Origin of the sequence: Enterococcus ureasiticus, from assembly GCF_001730285.1 — a bacterium.
Taxonomy (GTDB): Bacteria; Bacillota; Bacilli; order Lactobacillales; family Enterococcaceae; genus Enterococcus_L; species Enterococcus_L ureasiticus.
Window position 1 is genome coordinate 551,800 of the sequence record NZ_MIJZ01000001.1, and the last position, 24,115, is coordinate 575,914.

Consider the following 24,115-nt stretch of genomic DNA (forward strand, 5'->3'; position numbering starts at 1 on the left):
ATCGTTAGACTTGTTCTTCATCTTCTGCTGTTTTTTCTTCAAACTCAACGTTTTCGTAATCATCAGCAGTCATATCAGATGCCACAATGGCCTCATCATGTACTTCTTCTTCAGGAGTTTCTTGATTTTCTGCAAGTTCTGCGTAGTAAGCTTCCATTTCAGACTCAGGTTTGATATCAATTTTAAAGCCAGTCAATTTTGCTGCTAAACGAGCATTTTGTCCTCTTTTACCAATAGCAAGTGATAACTGATAATCCGGAACGACTACTGTACAAGCTTTGTTGTTGTTTGGATCGAAAATAACGTCAACTACTTGTGCTGGATTCAACGCGTTGCTGATGAACACTGCTGGATCTTCGCTCCATTCAACGATATCCATATTTTCGCCTTTTAATTCATTAACGATGGCTTGTACTCGTTGCCCTTTTGGTCCTACACAAGTTCCGACAGGATCGATATTCGGATCAGTTGAGCGAACAGAGACTTTTGAACGATCTCCTGCTTCACGAGCAATACTCACGATCTCTACTATTCCATCATACACTTCTGGGATTTCTTGTTCAAATAATCGCTTCAGTAAATCAGGATGACTACGGCTAACAAAAACTTGTGGGCCTTTTGATGTATTTTCAACTCTTGAAACGTACACTTTGATACGATCATGAGGTTGATAAAATTCATTCGGCATTTGATCTTGTTTAGATAACACAGCTTCGATCTTTCCTAAGTTTACATAGATATAACGACGATCTTGTCTTTCAACGATTCCTTGCATGATATCATTTTCATAAGCGCTGAATTCGTTATAAATAATATTTCTTTCTGCCTCACGGACACGTTGTAAAATAACTTGTTTAGCCGTTTGAGCTGCAATTCGGCCAAAATCTTTTGGTGTTACTTCAAAACGGATTTTATCGCCCATTTCATAAGCTTTATTAACTTCCATCGCTTCTTTCAATGATACTTCTAATTGTGAATCAAAGACTTCTTCAGTTACTTCTTTAACAGCATAGACATGAATATTGCCTTTTTTGCCATCGAATTCTACTTCAACATTTTGGGCTTGCCCATAATGTCTTTTATATGCGGAAACTAATGCTGCTTCCAGTGCATCAATCACAATCTCTTTAGAAATACCTTTTTCAGCTTCTAATGCATCTAGTGCGTTTAACATTTCTTTGCTCATTTTTTCTCATTTCCTCCTACTGTCTAAATGAAAGGTGAACGGAGCTGATCGACTTCTTATGGGTCGATTCTTGCATCTCGTGATAAACAAAAACTGAAGCGTTCTGCTTGATGTTTTTACTTATTTAAAACTGAATTGCTAAACGAGCTTTTGCAATATTTTTTCGTTCAAATGTATAATCTTTGACTCTTGTTTTGATTTTGACTGTCAAGGTCAACTGATCTTTATCTACTGTTTTTAAGATACCTTCAAATTGTTTTTCACCATCAATCGTTTGATAAAGTGAAACATGAATGTATTCTCCAACTGCGTTTTCATAGTCGCTTTCTTTCTTCAACGGACGTTCAGCTCCCGGTGAGGACACTTCCAGAAAATATGCTTGGGGAATCGGATCAGGATCCATAGCATCAAGCTTTTCATCTAGCTGTTCACTAACAAGCGCACAGTCTAAGATATCAATACCGCCTTCTTTATCAATAAAGACGCGGAGAAACCAGTCTCTTCCTTCCTTGACAAACTCTACTTCCACAAGTTCAAAATTTTGTTTTTCTAAGATTGGTGTGACTAACTCGGTAACAGTTTCCACAACACTACTCAAAATTTTCGCCTCCTTCGAGATTTATGTAACGTACTAGATTTTTAGAAAAGCGGAGTGAACCAATTAGCACTGACAGAAAAATAGGAATTATTGATTTCGGTGCTTTTTACCGACAGCAATAATTATCATTTTTCCGAAGTGTTGGTTCATGCAGCTCGACAATGAAAAGTGGAATAAATCAACGTCTCATCATGCTTTATTCCTACGTTACTCCATTAAAAAGAGTGAGCAGAAATCCGCTCACTCAAACTAGTATCATTACTTGTAGCTTATTCTACCATAGATAGTCTAAAAACTCAAATGTACGTTATTAGATCGCTATTATCCTCTATTAAATTTAAGCTTTTTCTTAAAGAAACATACTTCACATTTCCATTATTTTGTTTTACTATGGATAAGAAGATTTGAAAGGAGCACCCAATGTCACAAACACAAGTAATCAAAGTAACCAAAGATACAATGAAAAAAATGCATGTATACTATGAAAAAAATCGTTTAAATAAAACGGTACCTTATACAGATTTTGTTGCGAGAGTTGGAGGCACAACGATTACAGCGTATACCTCTGGAAAAGTAGTATTTCAAGGTCCGGATGCAGAAAAAATAGCAGCTAAATGGGGCAATTCACTGCAAAGTAAAGGAGCACGCAGCTCATCTTCAAAAACAGCAACAACATTACCAGCTAATTTCAGTCAGCTTTCCGTTTTAGGTAGCGATGAAGTTGGTAACGGCAGTTATTTTGGTCCCGTCACAGTTTGTGCAGCTTATGTCGATAAAACGATGGTTGCAAAACTAAAAGCGCTTGGTGTACGAGATTCAAAGGAATTGACCGATCCTCAAATTATACAACTTTCAGCAGTTATTAAAGAATTGATTCCTTATAGACTATTAATCGTTGAACCAGAAAAATACAATCAAATCCAACCTAAATACAATGCTGTTCATATGAAAGTTGCCTTACATAATCAGGCAATCCATTTATTATTGAACGATATTGCGCCAACTAAACCAGAAGCAATTTTGATCGATCAATTTACACCGGAAGCAAATTATAAAAAATATGTACGAAGTGAACAAAATCAAGTCAGTGAAAAGTTATTCTTTATTACAAAAGGCGAGCAATATCATGTAGCAGTTGCGGCAGCTTCAATTATTAGCCGAGCAGCTTTTTTGGAAGAATTAGATAAAGAATCAAAAGAATTAGGGATGAAAGTTCCTTCTGGTGCTGGAGCTACTTCAGATAAAGTTGCAGCTAAAGTTTTAGCAAAAGGTGGAATCGAATTACTAAGTAAATACGTTAAACTTCACTTTGCAAATACAGAAAAAGCGAAAAAAATTGCTACAAAATAAAAAAACCTCCAAAAATTAGATTTTTTAAGTCTAACTTTTGGGGGTCGATACATATACATCAGTCTATGTTTTATAACTGAACGGAACTTAAAACCAGTAATCCAACTCTTTATTTAAGTCCCTTAAAACCAATATCTTTACGATAAAAAGTTCCTTTTGTATCAGTATTGTTCAATAGTTTATAAACAACTTCTTGCGCCTCAACTAATGATTCACCACTTGCTTCAACAAGATAAACACGCCCGCCGTTTGAAACTAATTGTCCAGCTACTTCCTTTACTCCTGCGTAATAGACCTGTGCTGTCTCTAAGTCGGAAAAATCTGGAATCGGGTAACCTTTCTCATAATCATCTGGATAACCAGCAGCTGCAACAACAACTCCCAAGCTATACCCCTCTTGCTTCCATTGAATATCGGGTTGTTTACCTTTTAATAGATCATCAATGATTTGAGCAAAATCACTTTCTAACCGTTGCAGGACGACTTGTGTTTCAGGATCACCAAAACGAGCGTTAAATTCAATCACTTTAGGTCCCGTATCTGTAGCAATCAATCCAGTGTACAAAATACCAGTAAACGACCTACCTTCTGCCACCATTCCCTGTGCTGTTGGTTTTACGATTGTTTCAATTGCTTCTTCGACCATTTCATCCGAAATTTGGGGTACTGGGCTATAGGCACCCATTCCTCCAGTATTCGGTCCAAGATCATTATCATAGGCACGCTTATGATCTTGTGCAATCACCATTGGGTAAACTTCATGCTCACGAACGAAAGCTAGTAAAGAAAATTCTTCTCCGATAAGAAATTCTTCAATTACAACTTTAGCGCCACTTGATCCGAATTTATTCTCTTGTAGCATATCTTTCAACGCTTCAATTGCCTCTTCAATGGTCTCTGCCACAACAACACCTTTTCCAGCAGCTAATCCATCCGCTTTAATAACGATTGGTGCTCCATTCTCGATGACATACTCTCGAGCTTTAGCAAAGTCAGAAAAGGTTTGATGGTTCGCAGTCGGTATTTTATATTTCTTCATAATTTTTTTAGCAAAGTCTTTAGACCCTTCAATAAACGCTGCAGCTTCGAGTGGTCCAAAAGCCAGTAAACCTGCGGCAGTAAAATCATCCACGATCCCATTCAATAATGGGATTTCAGGTCCAACAAATGTCCAATCGATTCCGTTCTCTCTCGCAAATTTGATTAATCCAGAATGATCGTCTTCTGCAATATCGACTAATTGTATCCCATCTTTCTTCATGCCAGCATTACCTTTAGCACAATAAACAGACTTTACGTTAGGACTCTGAATCATTTTTTGTGCAATCGCATGTTCTCTTCCGCCGCTTCCAATAACTAAAATCGTTAATCCCATCAACTTCTCCTTTTAATGTCTAAAGTGTCGGATATCCGTAAATACCATGGCGATTCCATACTGATTTGCCATTTCGATCGACTCTTGATCTTTTATACTACCTCCTGGTTGGATGATTGCCTTAATGCCATGTTTTCCAGCATATTCGACACTATCCCCCATTGGGAAAAAAGCATCGCTTGCTAGAACGGCTTCATTAATTTTTGTCCCTGCTTGGTCGATTGCAATTTGTACAGAACCCACACGATTCATTTGACCTGCGCCAATTCCTAATGTTTGGTGATTATTTGCAACAACAATGGCGTTGCTTTTTACATGCTTGACTGTTTTCCATGCAAATTCGAGTGCTTTTAATTCATCCTCAGTCGGTTGTCTTTTAGTGACGACTTGCCAATCTTCTATTTTTTCTTTAATAATGTCTTGATTTTGAACAAGTAATCCGCCTAAAACTGATACTTTTTCGTCTTCTATAGCCTGATCTTTCCTAGAAAAGTCCAAGGTCATCAGACGAAGATTTTTTTTACTACTTAAAATAGCGAATGCTGCTTCTGAAAAGCTTGGGGCAATAATGATTTCAAGAAAGAGTTGATGCATTTTTTCAGCAGTTTGACGATCAACTTCACGATTTAACACGATAATTCCACCAAAAATCGAGATAGGGTCTGCTTCATACGCATATCGATACGCTTCGTTGATTGTTTCACCGATTCCGATTCCACATGGATTCATATGTTTGACTGCAACAACAGCTGGTTGCTCAAATTCTCTAGAAATTCGAATCGCAGCGTCTGCATCTTTGATATTATTGTAAGATAGTTCTTTACCGTGAAGTTGCTTAGCACTGGCAATTGAAAATGAAACAGGCAAGGTATTTTGATAGAATGCAGCCTGTTGATGACTATTTTCCCCGTAACGCAATACTTGTTTTAAATCATATGTCAAAGTCAAGGTTTCTGGATCTTTATCACCTACTGCATCAGTCAAATATTCTGCGATCAATGCGTCATATGCTGCAGTATGTCGAAACACTTTTGCTGCCAATTTTTGCCTTGTGGCTAAAGTTGTTGTGCCTGTTTTTGAAACCTCAGTTAACACTCGCTCATAATCTTTAGGATCGACCACAACCGTCACAAATTGATGATTTTTCGCAGCACTTCTTAACATGCTAGGTCCGCCAATATCAATATTTTCAATTGCTTGCTCTTGTTTTACATCTTCTTTTAGGATCGTTTCCTTAAATGGATACAGGTTCACACAAACAAAATCAATTGGTTGGATATCATAAGTTTCCATTGCAGCCATATGACTAGTCAAATCACGACGCCCCAATAAACCACCATGGATTTTAGGATGTAATGTTTTGACACGACCATCCATCATCTCTGGAAAATCAGTTACCTCTTCTATGGAAATCGTGGTGATTCCTGCTTGCTCAAGTGCTGCTTTCGTTCCACCAGTAGAAATAATTTCGATTCCTTGCTCTACCAAACCTTTCGCAAAAGCGATTACTCCTTTTTTATCTGAAACACTGATCAATGCTCTTTTTTTTGTCATGAACGGGCTCTCTCCTTGTTGCGTTTTTATAAGTTGTCCTAAGACAGTTGGAAACAGTTTATGCTCTATATTATGAATTTTTTCTTCCAGTGAATCAAGTGTGTCACTCGCTTCAATCGCTATTTTTTCTTGGGCAATGATCGGTCCAGTATCGACGCCATCATCCACATAATGAATCGTTACCCCCGTTTCAGACACATTTCCATAAAAGGCATCTCGAATCGCAAACAGTCCAGGAAAATCTGGTAATAAAGATGGGTGGATATTGATTATCCGCATTGGAAAAGCTTCTAACAAAGTCGGTCCAATGATTCTCATATATCCAGCTAAAATCACTAAGTCAATTTGCTCTTCCTCAAGTAAATGAAGGATTTCTGCTTCGTACATCGCTTTTGATTCAAAATCTTTTGGCGAAAATGAAATAACTGGAATCGACATTAATCGCGCTCGTTCTACTACATATGCGTCTTTTCTGTCACAAAACAATAACGTAAGCTCAGCATCGATTGTTCCATCCGCTACAGCTTTGGCAATCGCTTGAAAATTACTGCCATTCCCTGAGGCAAACATCGCTAATTTCATTCTTACACCTCTTTAAAAACAACACTTTGTTTGTCTTTTCCAGTAATATTTCCAATAATATAACTTGGTTCGTCAAGTTCACTTAAAATCGTGCGAACATCGTCAATTTTTTCAGGTGAAACAGCTAAAACCATTCCGATACCCATATTAAAAATCTCATACATTTCCATTGTTGAAATTTGACCATATTTTTGTAAAGTTGTAAAAATCGGCAGTACCGGCCAGCTGCCTAGGTGTATTTCTGCTGACAGATTTTCAGGTAGCATTCTAGGAATGTTCTCCACAAAGCCACCACCAGTAATATGAGCAATACCATTCACTAATTCCTGTTTTATTAGTGGTAGTATCGTCTTTACATAAATTTTTGTTGGGGTCAAAAGTTCATCCCCTAATTGTTTTCCATTCAATTCTGGAATTATGCTATTCCCATTAAATTGATGAGTTTCAAAGAAAACTTTACGAACAAGAGAATAACCATTTGAATGAATTCCGCTAGATGTTAATCCCAGAAGAACGTCTCCTTCTCGGATATCGTAACCTGTGACTAATTGATTTTTTTCAGCGATTCCAACAGCAAATCCAGCTAAATCATAGTCATTATCGTTATACATTCCTGGCATTTCTGCGGTCTCACCGCCAATCAATGCCGCTCCTGCCTGAAGACAGCCTTCAGCTACACCCGCGACTACCTGCTCCAAGCGTTCTGGCCTGTTTTTCCCTGTCGCAATATAATCAAGGAAATAAAGCGGTTCTGCTCCTTGAGCAACGATATCATTCACACACATTGCCACACAATCAATACCAATCGTGTCATGCTTATTTTCTTGGATTGCAATCATTAATTTTGTTCCTACTCCATCTGTTCCCGAAATCAAGACAGGTTCCTTCACTTCCACCGCACTTAAATCAAAACAACCGCCAAAACCACCAAGTGCGCCCATCACTCCGATACGCTCAGTTCGTTTAACATGCTTTTTGATCCTTTCGACCACTTCATAACCTGCTTCAACATCAACGCCCGCTTTTGTATAGGCATTTGCCATTATGATTTCCTCCTAATAATTCATGAACGATATTCTTTTTACGACCTTTAATTTATTGCGGCAAAATTGACTTTATCCTTTAACGTTGCTTGGTAGTTCTCTTCATAATCATATAATGGCGTTGGATAATCACCATTAAAATAGGCCATGCACAGCCCAGAATAAGGTGCATCATAATTCAGCCCAATCGCATTGATCAATCCCTGCTCACTTAAAAAACTTAGCGAGTCCGCTTTGATCAACTGCTCGATTTCAGCTACTGAATGATTGGCGGCAATCAATTCTTTTCTTGTTTGGATATCGATTCCATAAAAACAAGGAAATCGTAGTGGAGGTGATGCAATGCGCACGTGAACCTCTTTGGCACCAGCATCTTTAAGTAATTGTACAATACGACGACTTGTTGTTCCTCGTACAATTGAGTCGTCTACCATAATCACGCGTTTTCCCTCTACTACCCCACGAACAGCAGAAAGTTTCATTCGAACTCCTTGTTCCCGCAATTCTTGGGTGGGTTGGATGAACGTTCGAGCAATATATTGATTTTTTACCAAGCCCATTTCATAAGGAATACCACTGGCTTCAGCATAGCCACTAGCTGCTGAAAGAGAGGAGTTTGGGACGCCAACGACCATATCTGCTTCGATCGGCGCTTCTTTCGCCAATCGTTTTCCCATATTTTTACGTGCTGTATGCACATTGACTCCAGCTATATTGGAATCTGGTCTAGCAAAATAAATATACTCCATTGAGCAAATTGCATATTGTGTTTTTTCGGTATAACGCTCTATTTTATAGCCAGTATCATCAATAATGATCACTTCACCTGGTCCCACATCACGGACAAATATAGCCCCAATGACCTCTAATGCACACGTTTCGCTAGCAATCACATAAGCACCATTTTTCATTTGACCGATAGACAATGGTCGAAATGCATTTGGATCAAGAGCCGCGATCATTGCCGTTTCTGTCATCAAAAGATAAGCAAAACCACCTTTAACTGTCTGTAAACTTTCTTTTAGCTGTTCTATAAATGTCGGTTGCTTACTCCGACGAATCAAATGCATTAAAATTTCAGTGTCTGAGTTCGAGTGAAAAATCGCTCCATCTTGTTCTAGTTCTTTTCGTAAGCTTTTTGCATTCGTTAAATTACCGTTGTGCGCTAAGCCGCAAGCACCATCGTAAAACTTAAATAAAAACGGCTGGATATTATCCACACTCCCATTTCCAGCAGTAGCATAGCGCACATGACCAATCGCAGAATTTCCACTTAGAGAAGCTAAACAACGATCATCTTTAAATACCTCTGAAAGCAACCCTAATCCCCGATAGCCATTTAGTTTGCCATCGTTATTAGAAACAATTCCCGCACCTTCTTGCCCTCTATGTTGCAAACTGTGGAGCCCAAAATAAGTCACACGAGCGGCATCCGGATGTCCCCAAATACCAAAAATACCACATTCTTCATTTAAACTTTTCACTTCATAAGACATGGAATAGCTTCCTCCCACAACGCTTTGGCTGTTTGTGTTGAAACCTCGATTTTTTGATCTTTCGCTTGAATACTGATTATTCCGTTATCTGTTATTTTTCCAATAAACTCTGCGTTCCCATTCATCATTTCTTCAAATATAGTCTGATTTTTTTCCTTGATCGACACGACAAACCTAGACTGTGATTCAGAAAAAAGAAATGAAACCGGCATAGCTAAATCAACTTCTATTCCTAGTTTATTTTTAAAGACCGACTCAGCTAACGCAATCGCTAATCCACCTTCCGAACAATCGTGGGCGCTTTCGATCAATCCTGCCTTGATCGCCGTCAGCACTAATTGTTGGATTTCTTGTTCAACAACTAAGTCAAAATCCATTATTTTCCCTTCGATCAAACCAAGAGCCATTTTTTGTAGCTCGCTGCCATTGAAATCAGCTTTCGTTTCACCAAGAACATAAATCAAATCATCCACTGTTTTAAATTCTTGCGTGGTAATATGTGCTAGGTCTTCTATCAAACCAACCATTCCAATTACTGGTGTAGGATAAATAGCTTGACCATTCGTTTCATTGTATAAAGAAACATTTCCTGAAATCACTGGCGTTTTTAAGACTTCACAGGCTTTTGCAATTCCATCAGCTGAGGTCCAAAGTTCCCAAAATCCTTCTGGTTTATCTGGTGATCCGTAATTTAAACAATCCGTAATCGCTAAGGGCTGACCGCCGCTTGCCACAATATTTCTTGCAGCTTCCGCTACTGCGATTTGACCACCTATTTCTGGATTCAGATAAAGATAACGAGCATTACAATCAGTAGTCATCGCTAAGGCTTTCTTTGTTCCTCGGACGCGTAAAACGGCTGCGTCACTTCCAGGTAGCACAACTGTATTCGTTCGAACCTGAGAATCATATGTTTCATAAATCACCTTTTTAGAGGCAATTGTTGGCTGTTGCAATAAGTTTAAGAACGTTTCTGTTCCACTGATTATATTAGGATGAAAATCTGCTAGTGCTTCAAATTTTTTGATTCGAGCTGGTTCTTTACGCTCCTTATTATAAACAGGAGCATCTTCTGCCAAAGCATCGACAGGCAAGTTCGCTACCTCCACACCTTTATGATTCAAACGATATAAGCCATCATCTGTTACTTTCCCAATCGTTACAGCATCTAATTCATATTTTTGAAAAAGTTCGACAACTTCCGCTTCATGCCCCTTTTTAACACAGATCAACATGCGTTCCTGAGACTCCGACAACATCATTTCATAAGGCGTCATTCCAGTTTCACGCTGAGGTACATCATCTAAATCTAAAATCAAACCAGTTCCTGCTTTGGAAGCCATTTCTGCACTCGAAGAAACTAAGCCTGCAGCCCCCATATCCTGAATTCCCACTAAAATATCAGCGTGCTCTAAAATCAATTCCAAACATGCTTCAAGTAGTAATTTCTCCATAAACGGATCACCCACTTGAACGGCTGATCGCTGTTGTTCTTCGCCTTCAACAAATTCTTCAGAAGCAAATGTTGCGCCATGAATGCCATCGCGTCCTGTTTTCGCCCCGACATACATAATCGCGTTACCTACACCTTTAGCCTGACCTTTTTGAATATTTTTGTGATCGATCAAGCCAACGCACATCGCATTTACTAATGGATTTCCTTCGTAACATGAATCGAAGGCCACTTCACCCCCAACAGTCGGAATCCCAATACAGTTCCCATATCCGCTGATACCCGCTACGACTTCTTCTAAAAGATATTTAGTCCGTTCATTCGTCAATTCACCAAAGCGTAATGAATCCAAGATTGCAATTGGTCTGGCACCCATACTAAAAATATCTCTGATGATTCCACCAACCCCTGTAGCCGCTCCTTCATATGGTTCAACAGCTGATGGATGATTATGGCTTTCTGCTTTAAATACCACTGCCTGGTTATCACCTATATCTACAATGCCAGCTCCTTCACCCGGCCCTTGTAAAACCTGTGGTCCTTCTGTAGGAAATTTTCTTAATACGGGTTTTGAGTTTTTATAGGAGCAGTGTTCACTCCACATCACAGAAAATAGTCCTGTTTCCGTATAATTTGGCATGCGTCCTAAGATATCTTCTTCAATCATTCGATATTCTTCATCTGTTAAGCCCCATTCGGAATAAATACGCTGACTTTTAATTTCTTGAGCTGTAGGTTCTTTGACTTTCATCATACACTTGCCCTGACCTTTCCATAGTTTTTAACAATCGATTTGAAAAAACGCAAACCATCCTCTGAACCTAGCAAACTTTCTACCGCCCGTTCAGGGTGAGGCATCATCCCAAGTACATTGCCCTTTTCATTGATGATTCCTGCGATATTTTCTAGACTGCCATTTGGATTTTTATTGGCATAGGTAAAGACAATTTGCTGATTCGCTTTTAACTGTTCCAACGTTGATTCGTCGCAATAATAATTCCCCTCTCCGTGTGCTACTGGTAACTGGATCACTTCATCTTTTTGATAGTCTGAGGTAAAAGGGGTCTGATTATTCACTACTTTTAAAGATACCGGTTTACAAACAAAATGCAGCGATTCATTCCGCAATAACACCCCCGGTAAAAGACCTGCTTCCGTTAATATTTGAAACCCATTACAAGTTCCAAAAACGGGTTTCCCTTCGTCTGCAAACCGAATCACTTCCTTAATTATTTTTGAAAAACGAGCAATTGCGCCACATCTTAAATAATCCCCGTACGAAAATCCACCTGGAATCAAAACGCCATCGAACCCCGCCAAACTGTCTGCATCGTGACGCACATATTCAGCCTCTTCACCTAAAATATCTTTGACCGCCCATAACAAATCCATATCGCAATTTGAGCCCGGAAAAACAATCACCGCAAACTTCATATCATGCTTCCTCCTCGATCTCGTATCGATACGTTTCCATATTAACGTTAGCAAGCAATTTGTCGCAGATCTCTTCAATCACGGCTTCAATAGGTTGTGCTGCTTCTCTGACTTTGATTTCAAAATACTTTCCTATACGAATTTCATCAATTTCGCTAAACCCAAGACGATGAACTGCTCCTTTAACTGCTTCACCCTGAGGATCTAAAACCGAATCTTTATACGTAACATATACTTTCACATCATACATACTAAACAACTCTCCTTTATTTTTAGTTGAACCTTTGCTCTAAGCGATCTAGGACTTCTTGATATACAGGTACGATATCCCCTATATTTCTGCGATACACATCTTTATCTAAATGATCGTTTGTTTTTTCATCCCATAAACGGCAAGTATCTGGTGTGATTTCATCTGCTAATAAGATAGTTCCGTCTTTTCTGCGGCCAAATTCTATTTTGAAATCGATCAAACGAATATCTATTTTCTTAAACAACTCAATCAGCGTTTGATTTATCTTGTATGCCTCGTGTTTTATCGTTGTGATTTCTTGTTCCGTTGCGATTTTCAGAATCTTGACATGATCATCATTGATGATTGGATCGTCAAGGGTATCATCTTTGTAGTAGAATTCCAAAACTGGAAACTCAAGTGTCTGTCCTTCTGAGATAGCTAATCGTTTTGCAAAACTGCCTGCTGAGACATTTCTCACCACAACTTCTAAAGGAATCATTTCAAGCCTTTCAACCAATTGTTCGTGTTTTGATATTTTTTCAACAAAATGGCTTTGTATTCCTTTTAGCTTGAATTGCTCAAAAACAAGTGCTGTTATTTGATTATTCAATAGTGCCTTTCCAAGCACAATATCTTTACGAACACCATTTAATGCCGTTGCTTGATCTAAATATTTCACTCTTATTATTTGTGGATCATCTGTTTCAAACAATTTCTTTGCTTTTCCCTCGTATAATAATATACTATCTCTCACCAGCCACGACACATCCATTTCCGTATATTTTATTTAAAAACAATATTTATAATTCGTCTTATCATCTGATTACAGTTTAGCAAGTTGTCTATAAACAGTCAAACATTCATTAACAATAAACGTAAAAAACACTTGAAACGTTCGTGTTTATACAAAAACCACATTTCGAACATTAAGAAAACCTTGTAAGCATTTACAACTATTAAGAAAAGTGGTATGCTAATCGAAAGTAAAACTTTAGAAAATTCACTTTTGATTTTTTTATTAGTGATGATTTTTTAGGAGGGAACACAAGGATGACTAGCGATTATGACAGTTTGGCACAGGATTTTTTGACAGGATTAATACCTGAAGAAAGAACAAAATTGTATAATGATTTACTGGCATTAGAGGAAGTCCATAAGTTAAATCAACATAGCTCTTACTACACATTTAAAAATTTAAAACGAGCACTCCACCGACATTCAGAAAGACGTAAACGAACGTTTCGTTATATAAACAGTCTTAACAATGAGTTAGTCATAAATCAAATACATGAACAACACTTTTTTAAAAATAAATATTGTATACATGTTTATTTCAATTCACAAGAATGTAGCTACCTTTTTATTGAGCATCTACTTTCTAAGTTGAAAGCACCAATTTCTTCACCGATTCGTACTTTTCAAGAAATCACGATTTAACACTATAATAATAAAAAGACTAAACCTTTCTAACGTTTTAGTCTTTTTTACTACTAAAAATGAGAGGTCTGTATGGAAATATTAAAGGTAATTGTAACCGTCGATCGGCCAATCGGTTATAAAGACACATTTGGAAATATTTATCCAATCAATTATGGCTATATAGCTGGGGTCATCGGTGGAGACGATGAAGAGCAAGACGCCTATATTTTAAATACTCCTCCCCAAAAAATGAGTCACTTTACGGGAATTGTGAGTGCGATCATTTATAGAAATGATGACAATGAGACAAAGTGGATCGTGATCCCTGAAGGAACAACGATCAGCGAAAAAGAAATTATTGAACAAACATTCTTTATTGAACAGCATTTTGATAGTTATGTGAAAATACTCTGATCGACAAAAAAAAGTAGCAGATTCACCCTATGGTGACTCCGCTACTTTATATTTTTTTATGCCAATCCTACACGTTCAAAAATAATATCAACATTTTTCAAATGATAATTATAATCGAAGGCATCATCTAATTCATCTTTAGATAAAACCGAAGTTATTTTTTCGTCCGCTTCAAGTAATGGTCTAAATGCTGTTTGATGATCCCAAGCGTAAGCCGTTTTTGGTTGCACTAAATCATAAGCTGCTTCCCTTGTCATACCATGATCGATCAACTTCAATAAGACACGTTGACTATAAATCAAACCATACGTTGAGTCCATATTTCGTTTCATATTCTCAGGAAATACCGTTAGATTTTTTACGATATTAGAAAAACGATTTAGCATGTAATCCAATAGAATTGTTGTATCTGGAATAATGATTCGTTCCGCTGAAGAATGGGAAATATCTCGTTCATGCCACAAGGTCACATTTTCATAGGCCGTTACCATATGTCCACGAATAACGCGAGCAAGTCCTGTCATGTTTTCAGAGCCAATTGGATTTCGTTTATGCGGCATCGCAGAAGATCCTTTTTGACCTTTTGCAAAAAACTCTTCTACTTCTCTTGTTTCGGATTTTTGTAACCCACGAATTTCAGTTGCAAATTTTTCAATACTTGTCGCAACTAAAGCCATTGACGATAAATATTCTGCATGTAAATCACGAGGTAAAACTTGAGTAGAAATTTCTTGTGCTCGAATTCCTAAATGTTCACAAACATATTCTTCTACAAAAGGTGAAATATTCGCAAATGTCCCCACTGCACCGCTGATTTTTCCAGCTTCTACACCTTTAGCAGCATGCTCAAAACGTTCAACATTTCTTTTCATTTCTGAGTACCATAACGCCAATTTCAAACCAAATGTCGTTGGTTCAGCATGAACACCATGGGTACGCCCCATCATGACTGTATGTTTATGCTCCTTCGCTTTTTCACCAATAATATCAGTAAATTTCTTTAAGTCTTCCCGTAAAATATCATTCGCCTGTTTCAGTAAATAACCGTAAGCCGTGTCAACTACATCCGTACTTGTTAAACCGTAGTGCACCCATTTACGCTCTTCCCCTAAAGTTTCTGATACTGCACGAGTAAAAGCAACTACATCATGCCTTGTTTCAGCTTCGATTTCTAAAATACGCGCAACATCAAATGATGCATTGTCACGGATTTTTTGTACATCTTCTTTAGGTATATCACCTAATTCAGCCCATGCTTCGTCAGCTAGAATCTCTACTTCCAACCAAGCATTGTAGCGGTTTTCATCTGTCCAAATTGCACCCATTTCAGGTCGTGTATAACGATCGATCATTCGTTTATTTGCTCCTTTTTAATCCCAAATATTGGTTTGATAAATATCTTCTAATGTCTCAAAAATGTCCTCAGTTAAAATAGTGATATGGCCCATTTTTCGATCTTTTTTTGCCTCTGATTTCCCATAGTAATGGAAATGCCAATCCGGTTTTTCAGAAATAACATCCATCGTTTCATAGATTTCATTGCCTAAAATATTGACCATTACAGCTTCTGATAAAAGTTCAACTTCAGGCAGCGGCCAACCACAAATACCGCGAATATGGGCATCAAATTGGCTCATGGTGCAAGCTTCGATCGAATAATGTCCTGAATTATGTGGTCTTGGTGCCAATTCATTTACATAAATACCGCCATCATTTGTCAAGAACATTTCCACAGCTAAAGTCCCTGCTAGATCAACTGCTTCTGCAATAACACGAGCAATCCGTTGTGCCTCTTCAACGACTTCTCCAGCCACTCGAGCAGGCGCAATCGTTTCATGTAAAATATTGTTTCGATGAATATTTTCAACCACAGGAAAAACTGTGAACTCCCCTTGTCCATTCCCACTTACTAATACTGAGATTTCTTTTTCATATGGAATCCACGCTTCTAATACGCAAGTCCCTTCTCTTAGAATATTCATTGAGGGAGCCAAATCAGACGTACTGTATAAAACAAATTGTCCCTTACCATCATAACCACCACGGGTTGTTTTTAAGACGCACGGATAACCAATCCCATCAATAGCATCTTGAATATCAGTTGGACTTACGATAGTAGCAAATGGGGCAATCACAATATTATTTGCTTCCAAAAAAGATTTTTCGAGTAAACGATCTTGTGTAATTGCTAAAAGATCCGTTCCCTGAGGAATACTAACTAAATCTTGAACCTGCATCAAAGCACCAACATCAACATTTTCAAATTCGTAAGTCAAGACTTGCGAGCGTTTCGCTAGTTCTTCTAAAGCTTCTATGTCATCGTAATTAGCTAATAAGTGCCAATCAGCGACTTGAGCAGCAGGACAATCAACCGTTGGATCTAAAACGCCCACACGAAAACCCATCTCTCGTGCGCTAAGCGCCATCATTCTTCCTAGTTGTCCGCCACCAATAATACCGATCATTTGTCCCGGTAATAAAGGTTTATTCAAGTTCATCACTACTTTCCATCACAGTTTCTTCAAGAAATTTACGCTTGGCGTCTAATTTCCCTGCTAACTCTACATCATACATGGAAAGCATCTGAACTGCAAGCAGTCCGGCGTTCTTCGCACCAGATTTTCCAATTGCAGTAGTCGCAACAGGGACACCTCCAGGCATTTGAACGATGGATAACAATGAATCCAGTCCATTCAATGCTTTTGATTGAACTGGAACACCGATTACTGGCAAAGTTGTTTTGGCCGCAATCATCCCAGGCAAATGAGCCGCACCTCCTGCACCAGCAATAATGACTTTAATTCCACGATCACGTGCCTGCTCTGCAAATTCAAACATATAATCCGGTGTACGATGAGCTGATATCACTTTTTTTTCATAAGAAATGTTAAATTCTTCCAAACTATCACAGGCATGTTTCATTGTTTCCCAATCAGATGTACTTCCCATAACCACTGAAACCACGATAGACATAACATTCCCCTTTTCTTTCTCTATTCATTCTATATTTTATCAATGGAAAACTTAGCTGTCAAAATAAAATCGAATATTATAGTTTTTTTTAATATTAATGTTCGTAATAAACTGACAAAAAAAGAAAAACCGGAAAAATGTCCGGTTTTTCTATATCATAATTCTTCTGTCTGCTCTTCACTTTTCAGACCATTAAACAATAAATTCAAAATAATCGCTGTCAAACTACTCATAACGATGCCATTTCCTGTGAACATTCTTAACGTTTCGGGCATTTGTTGGAATAAGGTTGGAAGCATATTGAATCCTAGACCAAAGCCAATTGAAATCGCAATAATCAGTAAGTTTTTATCATTATTATAATCAACTTTCGACAACATACGCATACCTTGTACCGCTACCATACCAAACATTACTAGCATCCCACCGCCTAAAACAGGTTCTGGAATGATTTGAGCAACTGCTCCAACTTTCGGTAGTAATCCTAATGCAATCAAGAAGAATGCTGAATAATAAATCGGTCGTCTTGTTTTGATCCCTGAAAGCTGAACTAACCCAACATTTTGAGAAAAACCAGTATAAGGGAATGTATTAAAAATACCACCTAAAATAACTGCTAATCCTTCTGCCCGGTATCCTTTCTTCAATTCCTTTTCACCAATGTGCTTGCCTGTAATATCCCCTAAAGCAAAATAAACACCTGTTGATTCAACCATACTAACAATCGAAATAATGATCATCAATACAATTGAAGAAATATCAAAGGTTGGCGTACCAAAGTAAAATGGCTGCGGAAAATGAAACCATGTCGCTTCACCAACTGGCGCTAAATTCACTTGACCTAAAAGAGCCGCAAGAATCGTCCCACCAACTAACCCAACTAATACAGCGATTGATTTGATGAACCCTCTACCCCAAACCTGAATCACAATGATCAATCCAATTGTTACAAAAGCTAGAAGTAAATTTGTCCCATCACCAAAATTAGGATCAGTCGCGAGCCCTCCGCCCATTTTTTCGACTGCAACTGGGATCAGTGTTAAACCGATCACGGTGATCACAGTCCCAGTTACTAAAGGTGGAAATAGCTTTTTGATTTTAGAAAAAATACCTGAGACTAACACAACAAAAATACCAGAAGCGATAATTGAGCCATAAATTGCGCCCACACCTTTATCACTACCAATCATGATCAACGGCGCCACCGCTTGAATTGCGCAGCCAAGTACCACCGGTAAGCCAATTCCAAAAAATTTATTAACAGTTAATTGCAGCAAAGTTGCAATTCCACACATAAAAATATCGATAGAAATCAAATAGGTCATCTGTTCTGAATTAAAATTTAAGCCGGTTCCAATCAACAATGGTACAGCCACAGCGCCAGCATACATCGCCAATAAATGCTGTAGACCCAAGACTGCCGCCTTACCGTTTTCTGTCTCAGGTTGCTCGATTGGTTTCTTTAGCTCTGTTTTGCTTTGCAAGTTTATGCATCCCCCTCAAGAAAATCTACTTCGCCATTTTTCAAAGAAGCAATACGAGCCAATGAAACAACACGCATACCCATTTCTTCTAATAAAACTCGGCCATCTTGGAAAGACTTTTCAATAACAATACCGATTCCATCCACGTTAGCTCCTGCTTGTTGGCACAATTCGACTAATCCTTTTGCTGCTTGACCATTTGCTAAAAAATCATCAATAATCAATACTTTATCTTCGCTTGATAGGAATTTTCTTGAAATAGATATTTGACTTGTCACTTGTTTAGTAAACGAATAAACAGATGCTGTCAATAACTCTTCGTCCATAGTTAGACTTTTTGCTTTACGAGCAAAAATCATCGGTACATCTAATTTTTTTGCCGCAAAAAGAGCAGGTGCGATCCCTGAAGCTTCGATCGTGACAACTTTTGTGATACCGGCATCTGCAAATACTTCAGCAAAACGATAGCCGATAGCCTCCATTAAATTAGGATCTACTTGGTGGGTAACAAAGCTGTCTACTTTCAAAACACCCTCACCCAAAACGCGCCCATCCTCTTTGATTCGTTGTACTAATTCTTCCATTTCTTCCGACTCCTTCACCAATTTTTCTATGCGACACTTTTTATAAAAACAAAAAGACCTTTTCTGCGTAAGCAAAAAAGGGTCTGAGACTCTTTTTCACTTATAGACCAACATTTACGGTGTTGGGTAGAGACGATCATCCTTATTATGATCATATATAAGCTTCTTGTTATTAGTATACAATAGTACAAAACTCTGAAAATTTCAATGAAAAAAATTATTTTTTCATTGAAATTTTACAGAGTCACTTATTGATTCTATATATTTTCTATTATAGTTTGTCTATTTTTTGATAAATGCAGGTTTTCCACCAGCTGGTAAAGCTGTGTTTTTAGGCACTAATTTTATTTCAATGGCTTCTAAACGTTTAGCTAACCCTTGTGTTCCAGCAGATTGACCGTTTTTAGTCCATGCTTGCCATCCATAGCTTTGAGAGTGAACGCGGTATTGTACATCATATTTAGTTGCTGCTTCACCACTTAATTTAATTTGGATTCCTTCTAATCTTTTAGCTTGACCTGTTGTTCCACTTAACTCATTATTTGATTTCCATACTTGCCAACCAATACTTTGGATATGGGTCTTATATTGAATACTTCCACTAATTGAAGGATCTAGTTTGATTTGGATTCCTTCCAAACGTTTTGCCTTGCCAATTGATCCGCTTGTTTGACCTGATTGTAAATAACTTCCCCAACCAAAATCTTGGAGATGAGTTCTATAGCTTACTAGTTTTGAATTATTATCATTATTATTTTTAATTACTTTTACCGCAAAACTTGGTTTAAAGTAAGTTATTGAATTGACTTTTACCACTTCATTTTCATTTGGTGCGTGGATATATTGTCCGTTACCAATAGCAACTGCTACATGATATGTATTTCCTTTAGTGCCCCAAAAATACAGATCCCCAGGTTCAGCTTGATCAACACTGATTTGTTCGCCAGCTTTTTCTTGCGGCACAGTGTAATCCCCAATATTTTTTCCAGTTACTTGTAAAAATACATAGCGTGTCAATCCTGAGCAATCAAATACATTAGGTCCTTTTCCACCCCACGCGTAAGGTTTGCCTAAATGTCTTTTAGCTTCAGCAACGACTTGATTTTTTTGAGAAGTCGAAAACGGAACTGCACTTCTAGCTGCTGGTTCTTCTTGGATATTTTCTAAAGAAAAATCAGGCATTTCTTGAATTTGCTGAATTTGTTCAGCTGTAAAACCCGATTCAACTGCTGCTTGATAGCTTTCTTCACTTAAAATTCCGGTCGCTTCAATAGAACTAGCCGACCCGCCAGCCGCAAAAAGAACCATAGCCGCACCAACCACATAACAATAGCTCTTCATAATTTTCCCAACTCCCAACTCATTTTCCCTAATCATAACATAAAATAAATTAATTTTATCTTAGTAAAACAAGTTTATTCTATTTATGATCATTTTGTAATATAATTTTTTTTAAAAAACCTAACAGAATCTATAGACTAAAAAAGATAATCAACAGCTAGATACACTAAAGCATGCCATTGATTATCCTTACTTACAATAAAAATTTGATTTATAGTCTTTAATTGTCATTCTCTTTTTCTATATTTCTATATTTATTCATTTTTTGGCTAAAAAGTTCACCATTGCTTGGCGGTGTATATGTAATTGCATTCGCTCCAGCTTCAATCGTTTCGGTGATTGATTCATCCGTTGGACCACCAGTTGCAATAATCGGTAATTCAGGGTATTTATCTCTGAAAAACTTCACCGTCTTAGCTGTATCTTTACCGGCACTGATGTTGATCATCGTCACACCTGCCTCTATCTTTTCATCAATGGGTGTGTGAATAGACGTTACAGTACTAACTACTGGAATGTCAACAACTTCACAAACCATTTCAACCGTTTCAACTGGAGTTGGACCATTTAACACCACACCAATAGAGCCTTGTGCTTCTGCAAATAAGCTCATGTAAGCCGAGCGTTGCCCTTGAGTCAAACCACCACCAACTCCTGAAAAGACAGGAATGTCTGCTGCTTCTATAATACTTTTAGTAATTGCTGGATGAGGTGTAAAAGGGTAGACAGCAATCACTGCATTTGCATCTGTATTTCTAATAATTGCTATGTCCGTCGTAAAAATAATTGATTTTATTTTTTTCCCAAAAATTCGTATTCCGCTCGCTTGTGCAATCACTTTTGGCACTTGAACAATATCCTGTTTTAAGGGTGTTACAATTTCCGGTACCCACTTTTCACTCATTCAATCTACTCCTTTTTACTCCATTAATTAATGGTCATATTTATTAAGATCATAGCTCTCAATCACATGGATCACCTTATCTGCATAAGTTGGATCAGTTGCATAGCCAGCATCTTGTAAAGCACGTGCGGCTTGTTTATAATTTTTCGCTAGAAGAACATGTTCATACAGGCGCGGATTCCATGTTACACCGTTAACAAATAAACGTGTGTGGTCATCCATCGATTCTTCCCACGTATTATACACTCTGAAATCTCCTTGAATAACGATCCACTCTTCATTGATGTATTCACGAGTCTCAAGGTTGACCTTTTTTTGATCTCCGTAAGCTTTGATCCCAAATAAATTATTATACTTGGATGCAAGAGTACTTTGTCCCCAATTTGATTCTAAAATCGCCTGACCGATAATAATACTAGGCAAAACCCCATAAGATGCTTGTAACTCTTTAGCATGAGGACTGATTCTGTCAATAAACTGTTCTTTTGATACTTGTTCTTTTTGTTGAGTAGAAGCTTCTTCTGTTTTAGAACCGTCTGACAATACATTGATTGAAAAAATAAACGCCACACCAACAATCAGCAACCCTGCAAAAAGCATCGGTAAGTTCGTTTTTCTCATTTTTTTCTTCCTATATCTTGGACTATTCATACATTCCCTACTTTGTTTTGTATTCGTTCCTGTACTAATTTTTTAGTTTAGGACAATGGCTGACTGATTATATCAGTTTTTCCCCAGACAATCAATCAACAGCTGTTGTAGTCGTAGTTGTCGATGTTTTCGTTTGTATTTCAGATGTGGTTGATGATGGAACAATTGTGCTTGTTGTTTTCGTCTCTTCACTGCTCGGTTCATTTTTTTCTTTTGGTGTTGCATGGCCAAAAAAGACGAAAATTACAGCACCTAACACTATGATAACGGATAAAATTCCTAAAATTTGTTTCACAAAAAAACTCCCTACTTACTTATTCACCAACGTAAGTACCCATCAAATTTTCATTTACCCAATCAAGTAATTCTACTTTTGATCCTTCTAATTGTCCTTGTAATGTAGCAGGTAATCGAAATGTGACAATATCATCAAAGCCCCACTCGCCATAAGAAACCGTTACTTTTAAATCAATAAAAGCTTGTTCTTTTTCTTCGCGATTCGCTTTTGACGTTATCAGTTCAGCAATTCCGGCCCCTGACTGCAGCCATTTTTTAGCTATCAATGTTTTTAAACGCTTGTATTCTGAAACAGCAATATTTCTTTTCTCAGGAAATAGAATCGTTTGACGTAATATTTTTTGCGTCAGCATCCATTCATAATCGGAAAACAAGTTTTTTACTTTTTGCATTTCTTCACTCGTTAAATTGATTCTACCTTTTTTCCAATTATCCCAATTTTCTTTTGTGGTTTGGAGATAGTCTGTATAAAAGTGCTCTTCAGTTTCAAACTGTTCTATAATTGCGTCGATAAGAATATCTATATACATTTGGTGCATGACTCTCGCCTCCTTTTCCTATTTTACTGAAAATATCAAAAAAATGCATCACTTTAAATCACTTATTTCTGTATTTTTAAGAAATATTCAGCTTGTTCCCATAATAATAGGACACTTCTGAGCTTCTGTCCAAAATAATCCACCATTTTAAACTTCTCATGTATAATAGAACTGTATAAAGTAAATTAGGGGGATCATTCATGAAAAATTACAATTGGGGCATCATTGGCCTTGGAGAAATTGCAACTAGTTTCGCTGAAAGCTTTCGACAAGAAAATAGCCGAATCGCAGCCGTTGCATCTAGAACGTTGAGTAAAGCTGAAGCATTTGCTAACGAACATGATATTCCAAAGGCATACGGTTCATTCGAAGAGATGTTGACCGATCAAACGATCGACATTGTCTATATTGCTGTTCCTAACCGCCAACACATCGAACATATTTTAAAAGCTTTAGGAGCAGGCAAACATGTTCTTTGTGAAAAAGCGATTACGATGAATAGTGATGAATTAGCCGAAGCAATGAAGTTAGCACAAGAAAAAGGCTTGGTATTAGCTGAAGCAATGACTATTTTCAATATGCCTTTATATCAAGAGCTGCGAAGTCAGATCGATTCTAAACGCTTTGGAAAATTGAAAATGATTCAAGCGCCTTTTGGTAGTTATAAGGAACCTGATCCAACAAACCGATTCTTCAATCCTGACTTAGCCGGTGGTGCTCTTTTGGATATTGGGACTTATGCAGTGTCTTTCGCACGATGGTTCTTCACCTCCCAACCTAAAGTCGTTGCATCTATCATGCAGCCGTTCTCGACTGGTGTAGATGAACAATCAGCAACTATTCTACAAAATGACGCTCAAGAAATGGCAACAGTTTCATTAAGTTTTCAAGCAAAAATGCCAAAAAAAGGAATCGTCGCTTTTGAAGATGCTTATATTGTAATCAACGAGTATCCAAGAGCAGATGAAGCAAAAGTTTTCTTTAATGATGGCACCGTAGAAACGATTGTTTCTGGTGACAGTCACCAAGCATTGAACTATGAAATCACCAATATGGTTAAAATGATCGAAGGAGAAAAAACGAATCGTTCGCTGTTTTTAACAAAAGATGTTATCGATCTTCTAGATCAAATGCAACAAAATTGGACTAAAAAAAACTACCCGTGAAAGCGGGTTTTTTTAATATAAAAAACTGAGACGAAAA

Annotated in this window: 24 protein-coding genes, 2 pseudogenes and 1 riboswitch; of the genes and pseudogenes, 4 read left to right on the forward strand and 22 right to left on the reverse strand. The window is 37.7% G+C overall.

The features are described from left to right. Positions 1–4: 4 nt before the first annotated feature. Together nusA and rimP are read right to left on the reverse strand one after the other, a co-directional pair. Complete coding sequence (gene nusA, locus BCR21_RS02605) at positions 5–1,186, reverse strand: transcription termination factor NusA (RefSeq protein ID WP_069644957.1); 1,182 nt, start codon at positions 1,184–1,186, stop codon at positions 5–7. A gap of 124 nt (positions 1,187–1,310) precedes the next feature. Next, the gene (gene rimP / locus BCR21_RS02610; RefSeq protein ID WP_010760992.1) at positions 1,311–1,784 is read right to left on the reverse strand and encodes a ribosome maturation factor RimP; all 474 of its coding nucleotides are present in this window, start codon (positions 1,782–1,784) and stop codon (positions 1,311–1,313) included. Between the two features lie 420 nt (positions 1,785–2,204). Between rimP and rnhC the strand changes: the two genes are divergently transcribed. Further along, complete coding sequence (rnhC, locus tag BCR21_RS02615; protein ID WP_069644958.1) at positions 2,205–3,134, forward strand: ribonuclease HIII; 930 nt, start codon at positions 2,205–2,207, stop codon at positions 3,132–3,134. Between the two features lie 109 nt (positions 3,135–3,243). Here rnhC and purD read toward each other — a convergent pair whose 3' ends face one another. The 9 genes and pseudogenes from purD to purC form a co-directional block, all read right to left on the reverse strand. Continuing rightward, positions 3,244–4,509 carry a phosphoribosylamine--glycine ligase gene (purD, locus tag BCR21_RS02620; RefSeq protein WP_069644959.1) on the reverse strand — a complete coding sequence of 422 codons (1,266 nt, stop codon included), beginning with the start codon at positions 4,507–4,509 and terminating at the stop codon, positions 3,244–3,246. Positions 4,510–4,521: 12 nt separating this feature from the next. Beyond that, on the reverse strand, positions 4,522–6,063 hold the full coding sequence (gene purH, locus BCR21_RS02625; protein WP_069645545.1) for a bifunctional phosphoribosylaminoimidazolecarboxamide formyltransferase/IMP cyclohydrolase: 1,542 nt from the start codon (positions 6,061–6,063) through the stop codon (positions 4,522–4,524). A gap of 30 nt (positions 6,064–6,093) precedes the next feature. Further along, a pseudogene (purN, locus tag BCR21_RS17150) lies at positions 6,094–6,645 on the reverse strand (phosphoribosylglycinamide formyltransferase); the annotation flags it as partial. Between the two features lie 2 nt (positions 6,646–6,647). Further along, entirely contained in the window at positions 6,648–7,688 is a 1,041-nt protein-coding gene (gene purM, locus BCR21_RS02630) for a phosphoribosylformylglycinamidine cyclo-ligase (protein ID WP_069644960.1), read from the reverse strand. A 47-nt stretch (positions 7,689–7,735) separates the two neighbouring features. Further along, positions 7,736–9,184: an amidophosphoribosyltransferase gene (purF, locus tag BCR21_RS02635; RefSeq protein ID WP_069644961.1), complete on the reverse strand. Its 1,449-nt coding sequence runs from the start codon at positions 9,182–9,184 to the stop codon at positions 7,736–7,738. Beyond that, entirely contained in the window at positions 9,169–11,391 is a 2,223-nt protein-coding gene (gene purL / locus BCR21_RS02640) for a phosphoribosylformylglycinamidine synthase subunit PurL (protein WP_069644962.1), read from the reverse strand. Before purL ends, purF begins: the two co-directional genes overlap by 16 nt. Beyond that, positions 11,388–12,071: a phosphoribosylformylglycinamidine synthase subunit PurQ gene (purQ, locus tag BCR21_RS02645; protein WP_069644963.1), complete on the reverse strand. Its 684-nt coding sequence runs from the start codon at positions 12,069–12,071 to the stop codon at positions 11,388–11,390. The genes purL and purQ overlap by 4 nt, the downstream gene beginning before the upstream one ends. Position 12,072: 1 nt before the next feature. Continuing rightward, the gene (gene purS / locus BCR21_RS02650; RefSeq protein WP_069644964.1) at positions 12,073–12,321 is read right to left on the reverse strand and encodes a phosphoribosylformylglycinamidine synthase subunit PurS; all 249 of its coding nucleotides are present in this window, start codon (positions 12,319–12,321) and stop codon (positions 12,073–12,075) included. 22 nt (positions 12,322–12,343) lie between these two features. Continuing rightward, positions 12,344–13,078, reverse strand: coding sequence for a phosphoribosylaminoimidazolesuccinocarboxamide synthase (gene purC / locus BCR21_RS02655; RefSeq protein ID WP_069644965.1), 735 nt, complete (start codon positions 13,076–13,078; stop codon positions 12,344–12,346). Between the two features lie 278 nt (positions 13,079–13,356). Here purC and BCR21_RS02660 point away from each other — a divergent pair, with 278 nt between their 5' ends. Further along, complete coding sequence (locus tag BCR21_RS02660; protein WP_069644966.1) at positions 13,357–13,743, forward strand: hypothetical protein; 387 nt, start codon at positions 13,357–13,359, stop codon at positions 13,741–13,743. 72 nt (positions 13,744–13,815) lie between these two features. After that, complete coding sequence (locus BCR21_RS02665) at positions 13,816–14,139, forward strand: inorganic pyrophosphatase (RefSeq protein WP_069644967.1); 324 nt, start codon at positions 13,816–13,818, stop codon at positions 14,137–14,139. A gap of 56 nt (positions 14,140–14,195) precedes the next feature. On the opposite strand, the gene purB is transcribed toward BCR21_RS02665, so the two are convergent. The 11 genes and pseudogenes from purB to BCR21_RS02715 all read right to left on the reverse strand — a co-directional run bounded on the left by purB (position 14,196) and on the right by BCR21_RS02715 (position 22,912). Continuing rightward, positions 14,196–15,491 carry an adenylosuccinate lyase gene (gene purB / locus BCR21_RS02670; RefSeq protein WP_069644968.1) on the reverse strand — a complete coding sequence of 432 codons (1,296 nt, stop codon included), beginning with the start codon at positions 15,489–15,491 and terminating at the stop codon, positions 14,196–14,198. 18 nt (positions 15,492–15,509) lie between these two features. After that, positions 15,510–16,631 carry a 5-(carboxyamino)imidazole ribonucleotide synthase gene (purK, locus tag BCR21_RS02675; RefSeq protein WP_205684829.1) on the reverse strand — a complete coding sequence of 374 codons (1,122 nt, stop codon included), beginning with the start codon at positions 16,629–16,631 and terminating at the stop codon, positions 15,510–15,512. Further along, positions 16,624–17,112 (reverse strand): 5-(carboxyamino)imidazole ribonucleotide mutase, encoded by a 489-nt coding sequence (gene purE, locus BCR21_RS02680; protein WP_069644970.1) that lies wholly within the window; start codon positions 17,110–17,112, stop codon positions 16,624–16,626. Before purE ends, purK begins: the two co-directional genes overlap by 8 nt. A gap of 155 nt (positions 17,113–17,267) precedes the next feature. Then, a complete protein-coding gene (locus BCR21_RS02685; RefSeq protein WP_069644971.1) occupies positions 17,268–18,596 on the reverse strand; it encodes a nucleobase:cation symporter-2 family protein in 1,329 nt (442 codons plus the stop codon). A gap of 2 nt (positions 18,597–18,598) precedes the next feature. After that, on the reverse strand, positions 18,599–19,180 hold the full coding sequence (locus BCR21_RS02690) for a xanthine phosphoribosyltransferase (RefSeq protein ID WP_069644972.1): 582 nt from the start codon (positions 19,178–19,180) through the stop codon (positions 18,599–18,601). Positions 19,181–19,263: 83 nt separating this feature from the next. Continuing rightward, positions 19,264–19,361: riboswitch (purine riboswitch) on the reverse strand. 101 nt (positions 19,362–19,462) lie between these two features. Further along, the gene (locus BCR21_RS17155) at positions 19,463–19,942 is read right to left on the reverse strand and encodes a hypothetical protein (protein WP_276204487.1); all 480 of its coding nucleotides are present in this window, start codon (positions 19,940–19,942) and stop codon (positions 19,463–19,465) included. Further along, positions 19,943–20,278 (reverse strand): annotated as a pseudogene (locus tag BCR21_RS17160) (C40 family peptidase); the annotation flags it as partial. 463 nt (positions 20,279–20,741) lie between these two features. Then, positions 20,742–21,425 carry a beta/alpha barrel domain-containing protein gene (locus tag BCR21_RS02700; RefSeq protein ID WP_069644974.1) on the reverse strand — a complete coding sequence of 228 codons (684 nt, stop codon included), beginning with the start codon at positions 21,423–21,425 and terminating at the stop codon, positions 20,742–20,744. A 27-nt stretch (positions 21,426–21,452) separates the two neighbouring features. Further along, positions 21,453–22,076, reverse strand: coding sequence for a glycoside hydrolase family 73 protein (locus tag BCR21_RS02705; protein ID WP_069644975.1), 624 nt, complete (start codon positions 22,074–22,076; stop codon positions 21,453–21,455). Positions 22,077–22,167: 91 nt separating this feature from the next. Beyond that, positions 22,168–22,371 carry a hypothetical protein gene (locus BCR21_RS02710; RefSeq protein WP_069644976.1) on the reverse strand — a complete coding sequence of 68 codons (204 nt, stop codon included), beginning with the start codon at positions 22,369–22,371 and terminating at the stop codon, positions 22,168–22,170. A 19-nt stretch (positions 22,372–22,390) separates the two neighbouring features. Next, the gene (locus BCR21_RS02715; protein ID WP_069644977.1) at positions 22,391–22,912 is read right to left on the reverse strand and encodes a hypothetical protein; all 522 of its coding nucleotides are present in this window, start codon (positions 22,910–22,912) and stop codon (positions 22,391–22,393) included. A gap of 200 nt (positions 22,913–23,112) precedes the next feature. Between BCR21_RS02715 and BCR21_RS02720 the strand changes: the two genes are divergently transcribed. After that, positions 23,113–24,078, forward strand: coding sequence for a Gfo/Idh/MocA family protein (locus BCR21_RS02720; protein WP_069644978.1), 966 nt, complete (start codon positions 23,113–23,115; stop codon positions 24,076–24,078). Positions 24,079–24,115 lie beyond the last annotated feature (37 nt).

Coding starts and splice junctions, on each gene's coding strand:
- nusA (WP_069644957.1), bottom strand. CDS start 1,186: ATGAGCAAAGAAATGTTAAACGCACTAGATGCATTAGAAGCTGAAAAA.
- purC (WP_069644965.1), bottom strand. CDS start 13,078: ATGGATGTGTCGTGGCTGGTGAGAGATAGTATATTATTATACGAGGGA.
- BCR21_RS02715 (WP_069644977.1), bottom strand. CDS start 22,912: ATGCACCAAATGTATATAGATATTCTTATCGACGCAATTATAGAACAG.
- BCR21_RS02665 (WP_069644967.1), top strand. CDS start 13,816: ATGGAAATATTAAAGGTAATTGTAACCGTCGATCGGCCAATCGGTTAT.
- BCR21_RS02690 (WP_069644972.1), bottom strand. CDS start 19,180: ATGGAAGAATTAGTACAACGAATCAAAGAGGATGGGCGCGTTTTGGGT.
- purL (WP_069644962.1), bottom strand. CDS start 11,391: ATGATGAAAGTCAAAGAACCTACAGCTCAAGAAATTAAAAGTCAGCGT.
- purS (WP_069644964.1), bottom strand. CDS start 12,321: ATGTATGATGTGAAAGTATATGTTACGTATAAAGATTCGGTTTTAGAT.
- purH (WP_069645545.1), bottom strand. CDS start 6,063: ATGACAAAAAAAAGAGCATTGATCAGTGTTTCAGATAAAAAAGGAGTA.
- purF (WP_069644961.1), bottom strand. CDS start 9,184: ATGTCTTATGAAGTGAAAAGTTTAAATGAAGAATGTGGTATTTTTGGT.
- purQ (WP_069644963.1), bottom strand. CDS start 12,071: ATGAAGTTTGCGGTGATTGTTTTTCCGGGCTCAAATTGCGATATGGAT.
- BCR21_RS02705 (WP_069644975.1), bottom strand. CDS start 22,076: ATGAATAGTCCAAGATATAGGAAGAAAAAAATGAGAAAAACGAACTTA.
- BCR21_RS02720 (WP_069644978.1), top strand. CDS start 23,113: ATGAAAAATTACAATTGGGGCATCATTGGCCTTGGAGAAATTGCAACT.
- purB (WP_069644968.1), bottom strand. CDS start 15,491: ATGATCGATCGTTATACACGACCTGAAATGGGTGCAATTTGGACAGAT.
- purM (WP_069644960.1), bottom strand. CDS start 7,688: ATGGCAAATGCCTATACAAAAGCGGGCGTTGATGTTGAAGCAGGTTAT.
- BCR21_RS02660 (WP_069644966.1), top strand. CDS start 13,357: ATGACTAGCGATTATGACAGTTTGGCACAGGATTTTTTGACAGGATTA.
- purE (WP_069644970.1), bottom strand. CDS start 17,112: ATGTCTATCGTGGTTTCAGTGGTTATGGGAAGTACATCTGATTGGGAA.
- purD (WP_069644959.1), bottom strand. CDS start 4,509: ATGGGATTAACGATTTTAGTTATTGGAAGCGGCGGAAGAGAACATGCG.
- BCR21_RS02700 (WP_069644974.1), bottom strand. CDS start 21,425: ATGAGTGAAAAGTGGGTACCGGAAATTGTAACACCCTTAAAACAGGAT.
- rnhC (WP_069644958.1), top strand. CDS start 2,205: ATGTCACAAACACAAGTAATCAAAGTAACCAAAGATACAATGAAAAAA.